Source organism: Paenibacillus phocaeensis, assembly GCF_900021165.1.
In the GTDB taxonomy this organism is placed as follows: domain Bacteria; phylum Bacillota; class Bacilli; order Paenibacillales; family Paenibacillaceae; genus Fontibacillus; species Fontibacillus phocaensis.
The window spans coordinates 165,573-181,297 of sequence record NZ_FCOQ01000008.1 but is presented as its reverse complement, the minus strand read 5'-3'; the positions used below and the strand labels follow the sequence as shown (position 1 = coordinate 181,297).

Annotated in this window: 15 protein-coding genes and 1 pseudogene; 14 read left to right on the top strand and 2 right to left on the bottom strand. The window is 60.0% G+C overall.

Annotated features, from left to right (window positions below; translation table 11 throughout):
• From BN3795_RS03005 to BN3795_RS02995, 3 genes and pseudogenes are all read left to right on the top strand, one after another.
• Window positions 1-418: pseudogene (locus BN3795_RS03005) on the top strand (PLP-dependent aminotransferase family protein); the annotation flags it as partial.
• Between the two features lie 114 nt (window positions 419-532).
• Complete coding sequence (locus BN3795_RS03000) at window positions 533-1,318, top strand: helix-turn-helix domain-containing protein (protein WP_068783264.1); 786 nt, start codon at window positions 533-535, stop codon at window positions 1,316-1,318.
• Window positions 1,319-1,524: 206 nt separating this feature from the next.
• Window positions 1,525-2,454 (top strand): hypothetical protein, encoded by a 930-nt coding sequence (locus tag BN3795_RS02995; RefSeq protein ID WP_068783263.1) that lies wholly within the window; start codon window positions 1,525-1,527, stop codon window positions 2,452-2,454.
• Window positions 2,455-2,497: 43 nt separating this feature from the next.
• Here BN3795_RS02995 and asd read toward each other — a convergent pair whose 3' ends face one another.
• Window positions 2,498-3,295, bottom strand: coding sequence for an archaetidylserine decarboxylase (asd, locus tag BN3795_RS02990; RefSeq protein WP_068783262.1), 798 nt, complete (start codon window positions 3,293-3,295; stop codon window positions 2,498-2,500).
• Window positions 3,296-3,690: 395 nt separating this feature from the next.
• Between asd and BN3795_RS02985 the strand changes: the two genes are divergently transcribed.
• From BN3795_RS02985 to BN3795_RS02975, 3 genes are read left to right on the top strand one after another with little or no spacing between them, the layout of a single operon-like run.
• Entirely contained in the window at window positions 3,691-4,302 is a 612-nt protein-coding gene (locus tag BN3795_RS02985) for an ECF transporter S component (protein ID WP_110944971.1), read from the top strand.
• The gene (locus BN3795_RS02980; RefSeq protein ID WP_068783260.1) at window positions 4,302-5,927 is read left to right on the top strand and encodes an ABC transporter ATP-binding protein; all 1,626 of its coding nucleotides are present in this window, start codon (window positions 4,302-4,304) and stop codon (window positions 5,925-5,927) included. Before BN3795_RS02985 ends, BN3795_RS02980 begins: the two co-directional genes overlap by 1 nt.
• Entirely contained in the window at window positions 5,924-6,727 is an 804-nt protein-coding gene (locus tag BN3795_RS02975; RefSeq protein ID WP_068783259.1) for an energy-coupling factor transporter transmembrane component T family protein, read from the top strand. The genes BN3795_RS02980 and BN3795_RS02975 overlap by 4 nt, the downstream gene beginning before the upstream one ends.
• A gap of 103 nt (window positions 6,728-6,830) precedes the next feature.
• Here BN3795_RS02975 and BN3795_RS02970 read toward each other — a convergent pair whose 3' ends face one another.
• The gene (locus BN3795_RS02970) at window positions 6,831-7,952 is read right to left on the bottom strand and encodes a YheC/YheD family endospore coat-associated protein (RefSeq protein WP_068783258.1); all 1,122 of its coding nucleotides are present in this window, start codon (window positions 7,950-7,952) and stop codon (window positions 6,831-6,833) included.
• Window positions 7,953-8,176: 224 nt separating this feature from the next.
• Here BN3795_RS02970 and BN3795_RS02965 point away from each other — a divergent pair, with 224 nt between their 5' ends.
• From BN3795_RS02965 to BN3795_RS02930, 8 genes are all read left to right on the top strand, one after another.
• Entirely contained in the window at window positions 8,177-9,349 is a 1,173-nt protein-coding gene (locus BN3795_RS02965) for a glycosyltransferase family 4 protein (protein WP_068783257.1), read from the top strand.
• 196 nt (window positions 9,350-9,545) lie between these two features.
• Window positions 9,546-10,373 (top strand): glycosyltransferase family 2 protein, encoded by an 828-nt coding sequence (locus BN3795_RS02960; RefSeq protein WP_068783256.1) that lies wholly within the window; start codon window positions 9,546-9,548, stop codon window positions 10,371-10,373.
• A 7-nt stretch (window positions 10,374-10,380) separates the two neighbouring features.
• Window positions 10,381-11,517, top strand: a complete 1,137-nt coding sequence (locus BN3795_RS02955; protein WP_110944970.1) for a glycosyltransferase family 2 protein — start codon at window positions 10,381-10,383, stop codon at window positions 11,515-11,517.
• Complete coding sequence (locus tag BN3795_RS02950; protein ID WP_068783255.1) at window positions 11,514-12,260, top strand: glycosyltransferase family 2 protein; 747 nt, start codon at window positions 11,514-11,516, stop codon at window positions 12,258-12,260. Before BN3795_RS02955 ends, BN3795_RS02950 begins: the two co-directional genes overlap by 4 nt.
• A gap of 37 nt (window positions 12,261-12,297) precedes the next feature.
• The gene (locus BN3795_RS02945) at window positions 12,298-13,056 is read left to right on the top strand and encodes a sugar phosphate nucleotidyltransferase (RefSeq protein WP_110944969.1); all 759 of its coding nucleotides are present in this window, start codon (window positions 12,298-12,300) and stop codon (window positions 13,054-13,056) included.
• A gap of 25 nt (window positions 13,057-13,081) precedes the next feature.
• The gene (locus BN3795_RS02940) at window positions 13,082-13,996 is read left to right on the top strand and encodes a GT-D fold domain-containing protein (protein WP_232729838.1); all 915 of its coding nucleotides are present in this window, start codon (window positions 13,082-13,084) and stop codon (window positions 13,994-13,996) included.
• Entirely contained in the window at window positions 13,980-15,290 is a 1,311-nt protein-coding gene (locus BN3795_RS02935) for a glycosyltransferase family 2 protein (protein ID WP_068783254.1), read from the top strand. Before BN3795_RS02940 ends, BN3795_RS02935 begins: the two co-directional genes overlap by 17 nt.
• A 127-nt stretch (window positions 15,291-15,417) precedes the next feature.
• Window positions 15,418-15,705 carry a nucleoside-diphosphate sugar epimerase gene (locus tag BN3795_RS02930; protein ID WP_110944967.1) on the top strand — a complete coding sequence of 96 codons (288 nt, stop codon included), beginning with the start codon at window positions 15,418-15,420 and terminating at the stop codon, window positions 15,703-15,705.
• Window positions 15,706-15,725 lie beyond the last annotated feature (20 nt).

Genomic DNA, 15,725 nt, shown 5'->3' with positions numbered 1-15,725 from the left:
GAAGGCGCTCTACGAGCCGGTGCCGCCGGCGCGGCTGGAGCAGCGGGCGCTCGCCCGGTTTATGCGCACGGGCGGCTACGAGCGCCATCTGCGCCGGATGCGGCGTCACTACGGCGCCAAGCAGGAGGTGTTCCGCCGCTGCCTGGAACAGGAGCTGGGCGAATTGTTTCGCCTTCGCCCCGCCGACGCCGGGTTGCTGCTGTACGCCGAATGGCGCCGCACACCGGAGGAATACGGCGCTTTCCGCGAGGCTGCTGCTGCTCGCGGCGTCTCCTTTCGCGATGCTGCCGTCTACCGGATCGAGCCCGGGCCGCCGGCAGCCTGCTTTACCTATTCCCATTTGGATGAACAGACCTTGATTGAGGGTATAATTCGAATGAAAGCCGCCTGGAGAGATATTCAAACCCGCAGGCTTTAAAGTTATAATAGAAAAAAAGCTTGAACATTCATTTCAAGAAGAAAAACATGCAGGAATTTCCACGGATGAGACCGAACTGCTCACCGTATGGCATTGTTTATGGGAGGGAAGGACATGCTTCACGTTTCACCGTCTTCATTTGAATTGAAGCCGGCATTCGCCAAAATCGTTTGTGAGCCCGGATGGAAATGGCACAAGCGGGAGAAGCCGCTGCAGAACTACGACCTGTTCTATGTGTGGAGCGGAGAAGGTACGGTTGTCCTGAACGACCAGCCCATTCCGGTCAGCAAAGGCAGCTGCTTTCTGTTCCGCAAAGGGGATCACACGAGTGCAACGCATAATCCGCAGCGGCCGCTGGTGCTGACGTACATCCATTTTGACGTCCACGAGCCGGTGGCGGAGGTGCCGGGTTCTTACCGTGTGCTGGAGGATGCGTTGGATTTTGAATATATGCTGTCGCGTTATGTCCGGTTATTCCTGATGAAGGCTTATGCCGCCGAGGAGGAGGCGCAGCTGATTCTCAAGCAGCTCTTGATCTATTTGCTGCGCGAGGAACGGCAGATGCCGGTGGAGAAGAAGGTTAGCAATCAACTGCATGAAGTGATTCATGAAGTGGCCAATTACGTGCTGCAGCACCCGGGCTTGCCCCATAAGGTACAGGATCTGGCTAGTCGGGCAGGCTTGTCCCCGCGGTATTTCTCCATCAAATTCAAGGAGATCATCGGGATGTCGGTACAGTCCTACATCATCAAATCCAGAATCGACCGGGCCCAGCACCTGCTGCTGCATGCCGGCATGAATGTGACCGAGGTCGCTGACGCGCTGGGGTATCGGGACATCTTCTTCTTCAGCCGCCAGTTCAAACAATATACGGGAAAAAGCCCGTCGGAAATCCGTTAATCCGGGAGGGTTGCCGAGATTTCTGCCCACCGCCAAGCCTGAATGCTCCGGCGGTTTTTTGTTGTCATTAAACGCCTGTCTTTGGCGCAAAGGGGAGATTCTCCTTGACTAAAGTCCAGGATACGAACTGGTCCAGCGTCTGTAGGAGGTTGGAGAGGACCCCGGTATAATTCAAATAGGTGGAAATTTAAGGAGGAAATATATTCATGAAGCATACATCGCAAATCGCGTGGTTGGCGGCATCCGCTGTGCTGCTGGCCCTCGCCTCCGGCTGCGGCCCGGCGGAGAACCAATCGCTGCAGCAGCAATTGGAGCAGACGGTAAGCAATACCGTCGATTCGGTGAGTCAATCGATCAGTGAAACCGCGGCTTCGGTGCAGCAATCCGTAAACTTGGCCGCCGGGGAATGGAAGGACGACCTGACGTTCACCGGGCGCTCGCACGAGCTTTCGGCAACGGAGGAAATCGGTACCGCCAGCAAGCTGCAATTGGACAATGCCGTCGGCCGTCTGGAGCTGAAGGAAGGCTCGTCGGACCAGGTTGTGGTGAAGGCGACCATACAGGCTGCGGACCTGCCGGCTCGGCAGGCCAAGCTGGATCAATTGTTTAAACAAAGCGAGGTTTCCGTAATCCCTCAGGGAGATGCGATCCAGGTACGCGTGCATGCCAAAGGCGAGCCGGAGCAGAATCTATGGGATTGGGCACAGAAGGAGCTGCATTTTACCGAATTCCGCATTGACTATGTGGTAGAAGTTCCCGCAGGACTGCGGGAGTTCGAAGTGACAAACCATGTCGGTGAAATCACCGCAAGCGGATTGACAGGAACGTACCGGCTTGAGGGAGATGTGGGATCGATTCGGGTAGAGGACGCCCGTCTGTCGGGGGAATCCTCGATCCGTACGGCAACCGGCAGCTTGGATTTGAATCTCTTGGCGATGGACGCAGGCAGCCGGCTGCAGGCGAGTACCGATGTCGGCAGCGTGACGGCGGTGCTGGATCCGTCATTGGCCTGCGATTTGGAGACCTCGAGCGAGCTTGGGGAAGTCAGCGGGGCGCCGAAAGGAAGCAGCAAGCGGGGTGGCGGAGGGCCGCTGATCGCGCTGAAGACTTCCATCGGCAGCATTAAGGTCGAATAACGCGGGAAAGGCCGGCAAATTGCCGGCGGAGGGTCCAGATGTTTTAGCTTTTGCTTGGGGAGACAAAACGGCCCAACGCTTCGCCCATCCGTATTTTTCGGCCGGGCTCGAGCCCGGGCAACGGGGAGAAGGTGCCGTTCTGGGCAAGCAGGACGACGGTAGATCCGAATTCGAAATAAGCCAGGTCGTCGCCCTGCTCCCAGCTTTTGGCCGAGGGATCGGAGTATCGGATACTGCTGACGTTCATCGCTCCAACCTTAACGAGGGCGATCTCCCCGTAGGGGTGTGAAATATAAGTAATCAGGCGTTCGTTCCGGCACAACACCTTCTTCATATGGCGCATGCCGAAATCGTTGACCGGGTAGACCCGGCCTTTCACATGCTCGCTCTCCAGCTTCTTGCCCGTCACGGGGGCGTGAATCCGGTGATAATCCGTAGGACTTAAATAAAGGACAAAGGCGTAACCGTGTTTGTACGTTTCCACGCGGGGGGAGTGGGACAACAGCTCTTCCAGAGCGTAATCCTGACCTTTGACGTTCAGGATCGTGCCGGAACGCACCTCACCCATAAAGGTAATCCGCGCATCCACCGGACTGATCATCATGCCCGGCTCGGCGTGCAACGGGCGCATACCCGGCTTTAACTTGCGGGTGAAGAACTCGTTCAGCGTCCGGTATTCCCGAAGCTCCTTCTCCGCTTCATGCAGCGGAATCCCGTAGGATTTCGCGAAGAAAGGAATCATCAGTCGGCTCAAGCTTGAATGGGAAAATTTCCCCATCAACCGGGATAACCCTTTCCGGGAGGAGAGCTCCGTCATCCATTTCATCCATGTCGCGGCCAAATCGCATCCTCCTAGTCTGTCCATAAGTGCTGCGGTGGTTTGATGAATTCGTTGCCACTTCCGCTTATCTTGACACAGAATAAGGCCGAAATCAATACGGCAGCTTGTAACCCCGGTTTACAAATTTGTACAAAATTAAGCTTGATGCCGGGACCGGGTTGGTGTATGTTAATAACAATCGCATAGGGATACGGGGGCTTGAGCGAATCAGGCTGAGATAGCGGCATACGGCGCCGCGGACCGTTAATCTGATCTGGATAATGCCAGCGTAGAGAATCGATCGTCCGGGAGTGATTGTGCCCTTGCGCGTCCCCGTGACCTGACCGCCGTCTGAGCTGATTCAGACGGTTTTTTTGCGATGCGGGATCAATCAGACTTATAAATCAAGAGGAGAGATGAAGATGTCGGAGGTTATTCCAAAGAGAACGGGCCGCGGCCTGAAGCTGAGCGATTTGCTGGTAACGGTGCTTGTCTCGCTGGTGCTCGGGGTGGTGTACCACTTCTGGAGCTCGGTATACAATTTGTTCTCCCCCCTGTTCTTCCAGGCGGATGAGCTCGTGTACGGGATGTGGTTCATTGCCGCGACCTTGGTATTTCTGCTGATTCGGAAACCGGGAGTCGCGCTGATTGCTGAAGTCGCCGCAGCGCATGTGGAGATTCTGTTCGGCAGCGAGTGGGGCATTCAACTCGTGCTGTACAGCGTGCTGCAAGGCTTGGGAGCGGAGCTGGTATTCGCTGCATTCCGGTACCGGAAATTTTCCGGCTCCGTCGCCGCCTTGGCCGGGATTGGGGCTGCGGTCGGCTCAGTCCTCCCGGACTTCTTCTACGGGTATGTGCAGGATTACGAACCGTGGCTCTTGACCGCCAAATATGTCATGCGGGCGGTCAGCTCGGCCCTGATCTGCGGATATTTCGCTTATGCCGTAGTGAAGGCTGTGGAAGCAACAGGGGTCACTACGCTGCTGCGTCCGGTTGATCCGAAGGATTACGCAGCGCTGGACGACTGATGCGGAGGGGGACAACCGTCGCGGCAGAGGTTCGGGAGCTGCGACTGAAATTCCCGGGCGAGCACGAGTTTGTGTTCAAGGATTTGGATTTCTCGGTTCGGCGCGGGGAGCATGTGCTGCTGCTCGGCCCTAGCGGTTGCGGCAAGTCGACGCTGCTCCAGGTGTTGTCCGGGATCATCCCGAACTTGGTGGAAATCCCGATGCGTGCGTCCGCGCAGCTGTTGCCGGCGTCGTGGAGGTTCCTGTTCCAGGACCCGGATACCCAATTTTGCATGCCTTACGTGGATGAGGAGTTGGCTTTTGCATTGGAGAACCTCGGTGTGCCGCAGCCAGAGATGTCCGCGCGGATGGACGCCGCCTTGGCCAAGGTCGGCCTTGACCTCCCCGAGCTCCACGTGCCGATCGATTCGTTGTCTCAGGGGATGAAGCAGCGACTGGCGCTTGCCTCGGTGCTGCTAGGCGATCCAGAGGTACTGCTGCTCGATGAACCTTCTGCCCTGCTGGATCCGCAGGGTCGCGAGCAAATCTGGCAAGCCATTGCCAAGGTAGCCGAGGATCGCACCTTGATTATTGTGGAGCATCGGATCGAGGAACTGACGGCGCTTGGACTGGTCGACCGGGTCGTGTTGTTCGGACCGGATGGACGGGGGTTGGGCGAAGGATCACCGGATGAGGTCTTTCAAGCGTACCGGTTCGAGCTCGCGAAGTTCGGCATTTGGTACCCTGGGGTGTGGGAGGATTATGCCGCCACTGAGGCAGGACGCCGGTTGCTGGAACCCGTGGCGCACCCTCGGAAGGCCGAAGGACCGGCTGTGGTGGAATTAAGGGAGTTTTGCGGACTGCGGCAAGGTCGCCCGGTCATTAAAGTCGGGCAAGCCAGTGTGTATCCCGGCGATTGGGTGGCGATCACGGGGCCGAACGGCGCAGGGAAGAGCTCGCTGCTGCTCAGCCTGATTGGCCTGCTGCCCGCAGAAGGAGCGTACGTGCTGCAGGGAGAACCGACGGAGACCGGGAAGCTGCATCGCCGCGCCCGCAAACGGCTGCTGGAGAGAACTGCCCGCGAGATCGGCTTCGTGTTCCAGAATCCCGAGTTTCAGTTCGTCGCGGATCGGGTGGCGGACGAGGTGGCTTTCTCGCTGCGGGAGGACGGACTGGAGGCTGAGGCGCTCCATGAACGGGTGACGGAATATTTGATGCGGTTTGGACTCTCCGGACTGGAAGCGCGTCATCCTTACCAGCTGTCGCTGGGACAGAAGCGGCGCCTTAGCGTGGCTGCGGCTGCGGTGCGCGAGCAGCGGCTGCTGCTGCTCGATGAGCCGACCTTCGGCCAGGACGCGGCGAACACCTTCGCCATCCTGCAGCTATGCGAGGCGCTGCGCCGGCGCGACACGGCGATCCTCATGGTTACGCACGAGGAATGGATCGCCGAGCAAGTCGCCACCCAGCATTGGGAGGTGCGGGAGGGGCAACTGTCCTCGCAGCGGTTGACCGGGCGCTCGACGAACCTTAAGGCCGATTTGAGCTTAGCGTCCGGATCGATCGGGTTGTCTGAGCCGGATGCGGATTTCTCCGCGGAGAAGGAACGACCCGGGCATCCCGGTCCGGAGGCGGTGGCGACGAAATGAGGAAGTTCTTAACGCCGAAGCGGCAGACCTGGCTGCACCGGGCGAATCCGGCCGCCAAACTGGCGTTGATGATCCTGCTGTTTCTGCTGACGTTGTTTACTCATCGGCTCGATTTTATTTTCTACCAAGCCCTCTTGTTTACCATGCTGCTGTTCCTGTTCAGCGGATTTGAACCGTGGAAGGTCGCCCTGCTTGTCCTTCCCTTTGCCCTGATCTTCGCTTCTTCGGCGGCTACGATGATCTTGTTTGGCAAAGGCACGGAGATTTGGTGGGCTTGGGGATTGTTCCGGATTTCCGAGGAAAGCTTCTTTCGGGGCGTCCATATCGGGTTCAAGGCGGTGGCTTTTGCCGCGGAAGGGCTGCTGTTCGTGTTGACCACGCCGTCGGTATCCTTGTTCTACGCCCTGATGCAGCAGGCGAAGCTGCCGCCGAAATATGCCTACAGCTTTATGGCCTCGGTTCGGCTGCTTCCCATGGTATGGGAGGAACTGCTCGTCCGCCGCAATGCGCTGCTCATCCGCGGCGTTCGCCGGCCGCGCGGGCTGCGCGGTCTCGTCGCTCAAGCCAAGCTGTACGCGGTGCCGTTGCTGTCTCAGAGCATCCGCCGGGCACATCGCGTGGCCGTGGCCATGGAAGCGAAGGCCTTCGACGGGGACCGGCCCCGCACGTATTACTACCGCACTGCCTATTCGCGGTACGATGTGCTGGTGGTGTTGCTCATGGCCTTGGCCGCGGCGGCGGCTTATGCACTGGCGCTTCTGTACCCGCCGTTTAACATTGCGGATGTACGTTATCATTAACCCTCTTTAATCATGAATTTCACACGAAACAAGGGGCATGTTTCCGTCCGGACCTTTCTTTATCCGGATAGAAACGATGCCCCTTTCTCATGCGATCGCTCCGTTATTCGGAGGGATAGCTTGGCTCAAGGTGCCGCCGGGCGGGTTGCTCCAGCAAATAACGGGCGTAAGCCATAGGCTGGCGATAAGTATCCATCCATATTTCAGGCAACCCGGCTTTTCGGAAGCCGTAACGTTGGTCGCGCCCGTTGCATTCGATAAAGTAAGGCCGCCCGCTCTCGGTTAAGCCAATGTCCAGTCCGAGGTCGGCCAGGAGCGGCAGCCGATTGCCCAGGTGGCGGGAGATCTCCAGGGCCAGATTCTCGACGTGTGCGAGCGCCGAGGGAACGATCTGTTCCGGGAGAGCTTGGGCCAGCAGCTGTTCGGCAGGGAGAGCTTCGCCGCCTTTAGCGATGTTGCAGACGAAGCTCCCTGCGGCGGCGACTTTGGCAAAGCGCCCCGTGACCTTCCAATCCCCTCTGTGACCTCGCTGCACGGTGATCCGCAGGTCGATGGGACGCTGTTCATATTCCGCCAGCGGAATGCGTTCCTGCACCAGGTACGGGGTGTGGCGAAAGACGCGCCGGATCCAGGGCGGAACCTCTCCCCGATGCAGCCGGACGGTATTCCATTTCGATTTGCCCAGGGGCGAAGCATAGGTCAGTTCCCACCCGGAGGGTGTGTACCGCAATCGCATAACACCGTGGCCAACGGAGCCGCGAATCGGTTTTAAGATGAGGTCGGGATGGCGGGACATCATGGTCCGCAAATTCCCGGAGGTCAGCGGCATCGCGGATGGGAGGTACGCCCGCAAGTGGGGAGCGCTCCAGAGCAGGCGATGGACGAAGTCTTTTCCATACCGGTTGTTCGTGTTGAAGATCGTGATGCCCAGGGCGTTCAGAGATTGGAGTCTATGCTGGGCCGCGAGTTTGGGGTAGAGCGCCCGGTTGTGAATCACCGAGGGCAGAGGCAGCTGTTGTTCTACATATTCGATGCCGTTAAAGACATACGCAACGCAGCGGTCGCCCGCCGGGGCGATGCCTCCAAGACGCAAGAAAACGGGCGTTAATCCATACTCCCGTGCCGTTTCCTCATACCCTGCGATCCACTCCTGGCCGGTTCTGCGCGTGGGAATCCCCCGGTACATGCTGGAATTCAGCAAGATTCCGACAGTGTCCTGACTCAAGTGGGTATCCTCCTTCCCTTGCTTCTTCCTCCAATGTATGTTGTCCTGTGCAAAAAGAGTGGACGACTGTGCTGCGACAGCCGCCTGTTTTCGGGCGATCTGCGGGGAGCTGTGAACCTATGGCAAATTAGGCTCATCTTCTGGGAAGGTGTCACATTTGCCGGGCAGGTTTCGTATATTTAGGATAACGAATCCAAGCGAAACGGTAAGGAGGGAGACTTCACATGGATCGGGAAAAAGTCGCGGTCATCGCACCCGGCGCCCTCGCGGCGTCTTCAGGAAAGCACCGTCCGGCGGAGAAAGCGCTGGAACGGATGATCCCTCATGCGGCGGAACAGCTGCGCCTTCGCATCTTCGGCGTTGCCGACGGGCATTTGCCGTCGCAAGGCTGGATCGGCAGCGTTCCCTTTTACCGTCTGCCGGGAGGACGGCTCTTCCTGGAATCGCTGCTGCGCCATCTGCGCAAGTGGCGGCCGGAAACCGTGGACGTCCACGGCCGGCCGCTGTTGGCCTGCCAGTTGAAGAGCCGGCTCCCGTTGTCCCGCGTACTGTTGACCCTGCCCTCCGCTCCGGCTTTCTCCTCTGCCTGTTCTCCCAAGCTGTGCACCTCGCAGATCCTGGACAGCGTGGACGGCCTGATCGTCGGCAGTGAACGAGTCAAATCCGAGGTGCTGGCGCATTTTCCTTCTCTGCTCACCCCGATTTGGGTGAATCTGCCGGGGGCTCGTCTGGAAGAGCAGGGGCCCCCGCGCTGGACGCCGGACGGGGAGCGCCGGCGCAGGCAACGGCTGACGGAGCTCGGGTGGGCGGACCGCAAAATCGTTCTGCTCGCCGGAGGCTGGCCGCCGCCTGGGGAAGAAGAAGGCCGGATTATCTCGGCTCTCGCGGACGTCTTCACCCGCGTGCCGGAGGCGATGCTGGTGCTCCTGGGGACCGACTTTCCGCCTTCGCTGCGCGAACGGCTTGACCCTCGAGGGGATTACGGGAGCCCCGCCCGGGGCCCGGAACGGGCGGCGCACCTGCCCGCCCTTTCGGCGGATTCCCCCCTGGACGGATACACTTTGGCGGATTGTCTGGTTCTCTTGCCCGGCGATGAGACGGCGTCGATGCTCATGCGTATCGATGCGATGGCCGCAGGGGTGCCGACCCTGGACGCCACTACTCCCCGGGTGGCGGAATTTATGGTGGATGACCTGCTGTCAGGCGGGCCGGAGACGAGCCTGGCGGATCGGATCGTCCAACTGCTGCGGGATGAAGAGCTGCATCAGGTCATGGGTCGTGCTTGCCGGGAAATCGTTCGCCGCCATTATCGCTGGGAGCATGCCGCCGAGCGTTGGGTAAGCATCGTACGCGCGGGGAGCGTGCTCACCGCAAGCCGCCGCAGCGCCAAAAACTGAGGTTGGCCCGCAGGCCAATGAACGACCTATGGAAAACGCCGTAAGGCGTTTTTTTCTTGCTCTATAAGCGGTGCCCGGCGTCAGGGCCCCTGCCGCATTCAGGGGGACAACGGTACGTTTGCCGTTACCACCCCCCCGGCAAGACATACACTGTGGTATATGCTCCGGTATTATCACGTTTTGGGAGGAAGATGATGTGGTCAAAAAACGCAAGCCGCGATTCGGACTGAACCGCAAACCGATTCAGCGCAAGCCGGCGCTGCCGCGTTTGGTCAATCACCCCGATCCAACGGTATCCATCATTATCCCGGCGATGAATGAAAGAGCGACGCTGGCCGGCGTGTTGCGGGAAGCAGGTCGGGTGCATCCGCGCAGCGAAACGATCGTTGTCGCCAACGGATCGACCGACGGGACCGACGAGCTGGCCGAAGCCTGCGGTGCCCGCGTCATCCGTGTACCGGAGCCGCTGGGCCATGATGTCGGCCGGCGTGTCGGGGCGGAAGCCGCCCGAGGCCAGGTGCTGCTGTTCATCGACGCCGACATGGTGATCCCGGCTCGGGAGCTGCGTCCTTTTGTCCATGCGGCGTTATCCGGCGTCGATGTTGCGCTGAACGGATATTCGGGCCCGGCAGGCCGAAGGGAAGCCCATCCGGTCGTTCTGGCCAAACATGTCCTGAACGGGGTATTGCAGCGTCCCGATCTGCGGGGGGCTTCCCTGACCGCCGTCCCGCATGCAATCCGTCGGGCGGGGGCCGAGACCCTCGGTCTGGACGCCTTGGAAGTTCCGCCGCTGGCCCTGGCCAGAGCGGTGCGGCTGGGGTTAAACGTGCAGGCGGTCCATAACGTTCCCGTCGGCAAGCTGAACCCGGCCCGGGGGTGGATCCGGAATAAGGGAAGACGCGTGGATCCGCTGACCGCGCTGGTGGCGGGGGATCATCTGGAGGCGATCCACTGGCTGATCCATCAGCAGGGGCCGCGCGGAGGTTACAGCGATTTGGGCCGGCAGCGCGGCAAGGTGAGGTGAAGATGGAATGGAAACGAAACAATCGATAAAGCAGCGGCAAAAAAGGAAAAGCAAGCGCCTGGCCGGTCCGCGCGGCAGCGCTGGCCGGCCCCGGACGAAGAACGGCATCGCCCGCAAGGGCCGCCGTTTGGCGCGTACGTCCACAGGGAAGGGAGAGGCCCGAGGCCCGCTCCAGCGCCTTAAATCGAAGGCCCTGGCTGCAGGTGCCCGGGCGGCGGCTGCGCAGGATGAAGCGGAGACCGATTCTCCTCACATGCAGGCTTGTTTTCGGGAGTGGGCGCGAACGGAGCGGGTGGATCAGATGTCCTTCACGGCCATTCTGGCGGCTTCCCTCGCTTATCGCCGCGGTTATGCCGGCGCGGCCGGGCTTCGTGCGCCGTGGATTCCGCTGCCGCTCCACGGCAGCGCTTCGGCCATCGTGACGGCGAGCAATGAGGAGAAGACGCTGCCGCTCGTCATAGCGGAGCTTCGCAAGCTGCCCTTGCAAGAAATCATCGTGGTCCTGAACGGCTGTGACGACGGCAGCTTTGCCGCCGTGGATCGGGATCCGCGGATCATGCGGCTCAGCTTCCCCGAACGTCTGGGTCATGATGTAGGCCGAGCAATCGGGGCGGCGGCAGCCACCGGGGATATTCTGCTGTTCACCGACGGGGATCTGTGCGTCGCCGCAGAGGATTTAGCCGTTTTCCTGCTCGCGATCGATCGGGGAGATGACTTGGCTCTAAACGACTTGTCGCCGCATCTGCCGCCCTTTTCGCAGCAGGATGAGGTGACGCGCTGCAAGGCCTTCCTCAATCTGGCGCTGGGGCGTCCGGATCTGAAGGCGAACTCGCTGACAGCGGTGCCGAACGCCTTGTCAAGACACGCCTTGCGAACGGTGGGAACCGCGGCGCTCATCGTGCCTCCGAAGGCCCAGGCGATGGCTTTGGCCCGCGGTCTGAAGGCAGGTGCGCCGATTTCCGTGGATGTCATCCGCAAAAACCGCATTCGCACGAGCAACAGCGGGGCGGGGAACGCCGTTGCACAGATGATCATCGGCGACCATCTGGAGGCGCTTGGCGAGGTCATGCAAACGGAAGGCGTCCGGCTGCGTTTTAGTACGCTGGGACGCGGCGAATTGGCGAAAATGAGGAATGCCAGATGAGCGGAACCGGGGTTACCAGTATCATCATTCCTACCTACAACGGGCTGCACCTGCTTGCCCCATGCGTGGCGGCGATTCGCCAATATACGGAGACTCCCTATGAAATCATCGTGGTGGACAACGGCTCCGAAGATGACACCGCCGCATTCTGCCTGAAGGAGCGCCTGATCTTGGTGGCGATGCCGCGTAATGAGGGATTTCCCGCAGCCGTGAACCGGGGGTTGTCCGTGGCTTCGGGCGATCAACTCCTGCTCCTGAATAACGATGTCATCGTCTCCCCGCGGTGGCTGTCCAATTTGTTGCTGGCGCTGTACAGCGCCGCCGATGTCGGCCTTGTCGGTCCGGTGACCAATTATGCCAGCGGACGGCAGCAGGTGACGATCGACTGGGCGGAGGGGGAGAGCTTTGCCCAAGCGGCGGAGCGTCATAACCTTCCCGATTCTGCTAAATGGCAGGAGGTCCAGCGACTGGTCGGGATGTGCCTGCTGTTGAAGCGGGAGGTTTTGGAGCGGGTGGGTCTCCTGGACGAAGGCTATTCGCCCGGACATTATGAAGACGACGATTACTGCTACCGCGCACGGCAGCTGGGCTACCGCTTGCTCGTTTGCGGCGATACCCTGGTGTACCACGAAGGCAGCACCAGCTTTAAAGCCCGGCATCCGGAGGGCTGGAACGAGCTGCTGGAGCGGAACCGTTTGCGGTTTATCAACAAATGGGGAGTGGATCCCTGGCAATTCATTTAAGAGAATTCCCAATCTTGAGCACAAGGGAGGAGCGTTCATGAAAGGTGTGATTTTGGCGGGGGGCAGCGGCACGCGTCTATACCCGCTGACCCGATTGATCAACAAGCATCTGCTTCCGGTCGGGAACTATCCGATGGTCTGTTACGGCATAGAACGGCTGCGTCAAGCTGGAATCACCGACATCCTCATCGTCATCAGCAAGCAGTCGGCCGGGCTGTACGCCGATTTCCTTGGAAGCGGAGAGAACTTTGGAGTGAACCTGACGTACCGCGTTCAGGAGTCAGCCGGGGGGATCGCAGAGGCGCTTGAGCTGGCTGACGGATTCATCCCGCCCGGCGGAAAATTCGTTGTGCTGCTGGGCGACAACCTGTTTCTGGATGATTTGACGCCCTATGTAGAGAAATTCAAACAGCAGCCTGCCAGCAGCGCCCGGGTGATGCTGAAGCCGGTAGACGACCCGCGACGATACGGGGTGCCGGTGTTTGCTAAGGACGCCCCGGAGCAGATTGCCTTTATCGAGGAGAAGCCGAAGAAACCCAAATCCAAATTTTCGGTTACCGGCATTTACATGTACGATGACAGCGTGTTTGACATCATCCGCAGCATCGATCGCTCCGCGCGCGGGGAGCTGGAGATTACCGACGTAAACAACCGCTACGCGAAGGACGGCAAGCTGGAATTCGACGTTCTTCAGCTGTGGTGGGGGGNCCGACTGGGGCTTCGGCACGGGAGAAGCCGCCGGCGCAGCCGCAACGCCCCCGGCTGTCCCCCTGCCGCCGTTAGGGCCTGCGCCTGAGCCGGCTCCGCCCGACCCGGTCTCGATGGACGGCACGGAGACCGCCTGGTCCGCAGCCGAAGCGGAACGGGTCCGGGCTGCGGCCTACGAGGAAGGCTATCGCGAAGGTTTGTTTGAAGGCGGGGAAGCCAAGCTGGGACGGTTGATCCCCCGTTATATGCTGCTGCCGGAGGTCCGGGTTGACGACGTCATCGCTGCCGGATTCCCCGCCGTTGCCGGACGAATGCATCCGCTGCATCCCCCCGCTGGCGTCTTCGCCGCCGTCGATGCGGCGCTGCGGGGAGGCCGGCCGCTGTCCGTCGTCCGCCTCGGTGACGGGGAGCTGCTCACTCTGGCGCACGGTACGGTGATTTCTACCGAGGAGGCGCTCCGCTGGGGGGCTTTTTTGCCCTATGCGGGCGTACAGCTGCCGGATCCGGCCGCGCGGGAGGCATTGGCTTCCGCTGTAAAGGCTGCGGATATCATCGGGGTTCCGGAATCCAGGCATCCATCCTATCAAGGCCTGCTGTTCCCCGTGCTGCGGCATTATGGGTGGGATTACCGCACCCTTCGCTTGACTACTTCGACTGTAAATTACGAATTGAATGCCGGCGGTTATTTGACGAAACTGCTGCATGGGCGGCGCATCTTGTTGATCGGCAATCAATCGGAGGCGCTGGGGGGATTTCTTGGGCAGCGTGGCATGAACGTGGTTGGCTCGCTTGCCCCGGTTCATGGCGTGGCCGATGTTCCCGCGGTGATCCAACGCGTCCGGGAATTCCCCGATTTTGACCTGGCCCTGGTCGCGTCCGGCGTGGCCGCAGTGATCATCTGCGCGCGGTTGGCCGGGGAGCTGGGCAAGGTCGCGCTCGATCTGGGACATTTGGCTGATAAATTGATAAATGGCGAGGCGGTATTGCCGCAGCTCGGGGAGGTGCACAACGGTGCAAACGGAAGATAAAGGGAGCAATAGCCCGCAAGCGAGGCGCGCTTCGGGAACTTACGAACAAGGTTACGCTTCAGGTTATGGGTACGGAGTCCGCGAAGGCCTGCGGACGTTTGGAACCAGCCAGGAGCTTACGAGCATCATCATACCGACAACCAATCGCTTGGACCTGCTGATGCAGTGCTTGGATCATATTGATCGTCATACGGCCCCTCCGCATGAGGTCATCGTGGTCGACAACGGTTCGGTTGACGGTACGGCCGAAGCGGTCCGGCGGCGCAAAGGGGTGAGGCTGGCGGTGTATCCGCAGAATTTGGGTTTCGCCCGCGCCGTGAATACCGGCTTGATGATGGCCAAAGGGAAGACCATCGTCTTGTTGAATAACGATGTGCTGGTTACGGAGCGGTGGCTGGATCAACTGCACATGTGCCTGCGGGAGTATCCGGGGGCGGCTGCAGCCGGACCTGTCACGAATTACATCAGCGGCGAGCAGCAAATCGAGGTTCCTTATCAAGACGTAGCGGATATGCCGGCATTCGCCGCCGGGCATAATCACTCCGATTCCTTGAAATGGCAAGAAACCGATCGGTTGGTCGGGTTTTGCGTGGCTTTTCCGCGATCGACGCTGGATGAGGTTGGTTATTTTGACGAAGGGTATGAAATTGGCAATTTTGAGGATGAAGATTGGGTCGCCCGGATCCGACTGCAGGGGAAGAAGTTGGTGATCGCCAGGGACACCTTTGTCCATCATTACGGCAGCATGACGATGAAAAGTCTCGGTTCCGAAGGCTTCCAGGAAGTCAATACCCGCAATCACCAGTTTTTCAGTGAAAAATGGGGGGATCTGCAAGCGTTATATACGCGGATGCCGGCATGGCGCGGGGAGCGGACGTTAAGGGCTACGGATTTCTTCCCGACGCATGTGCGGGTTCGTGACGTCAACGGGGGCGTCCATTGGCTGGAGCATGGAGTTCGCTATCGTGTGCACTCGGCTGGTGCCCCGGTCACAGCGCCGGAGTCTGCAAGGCTCTCCGTGCTGGATTTGGTGCAGCTGCCGGCCGGCCCGGCCCTGGAACACCCGGTCGGCCCCCCGTCCGGGACCGAATTCTCGGACGGCACTGTGATCGCCAGCGGCGGGCGGTGGTATCAAATCGACCGGGGACAGCGCCGGGAGATTATCTCCGAGTATGCACTGCGCGCCTGGGGGCTCGCGCCCTTGAACGCCGCCTTTCCGGAAGACGCGGCCGCCGCTTATCCCGAGGGTCTGCCCATCCTGCCTCCGCCGCGTTTGGTTAGCGAGGATTTATAGGCTCCGATCGGGCTATTTCCCCAGGAACACGCTCATTCGTACCCGCATATGTTATTGCAGGGCACCTAAGGGGCCGGTGTCCGCTGGTTGATCGCGGAATGCCGGCCTTGATTGAGGAGGAGTCAGGGTGGAGCAAAAAATTTCGGAGATGATCCTACACATGGCCCACTCCCATCAGCAGATGGCGCGGGTGATAGATGCGGAACGCCAGGTAGCCGTACGCATGGCGCAGATCGTGCATGCGATTCCCGACGCCGAGCCGGCGTTCGAAGGAGCACCCGGCATTCTGGAGAATTCGGGCCGAATCAACAAAAGCGTGATCTCCTATCTAAATGCCATTGCGGATTTCCAGGAGGCCATGGCGGAAAATTTAGGTGTTGTCATGAAGCAGCTGAAAGGCCATGAGGAAGAGTGAGGATATGAAGCGGGGTATGA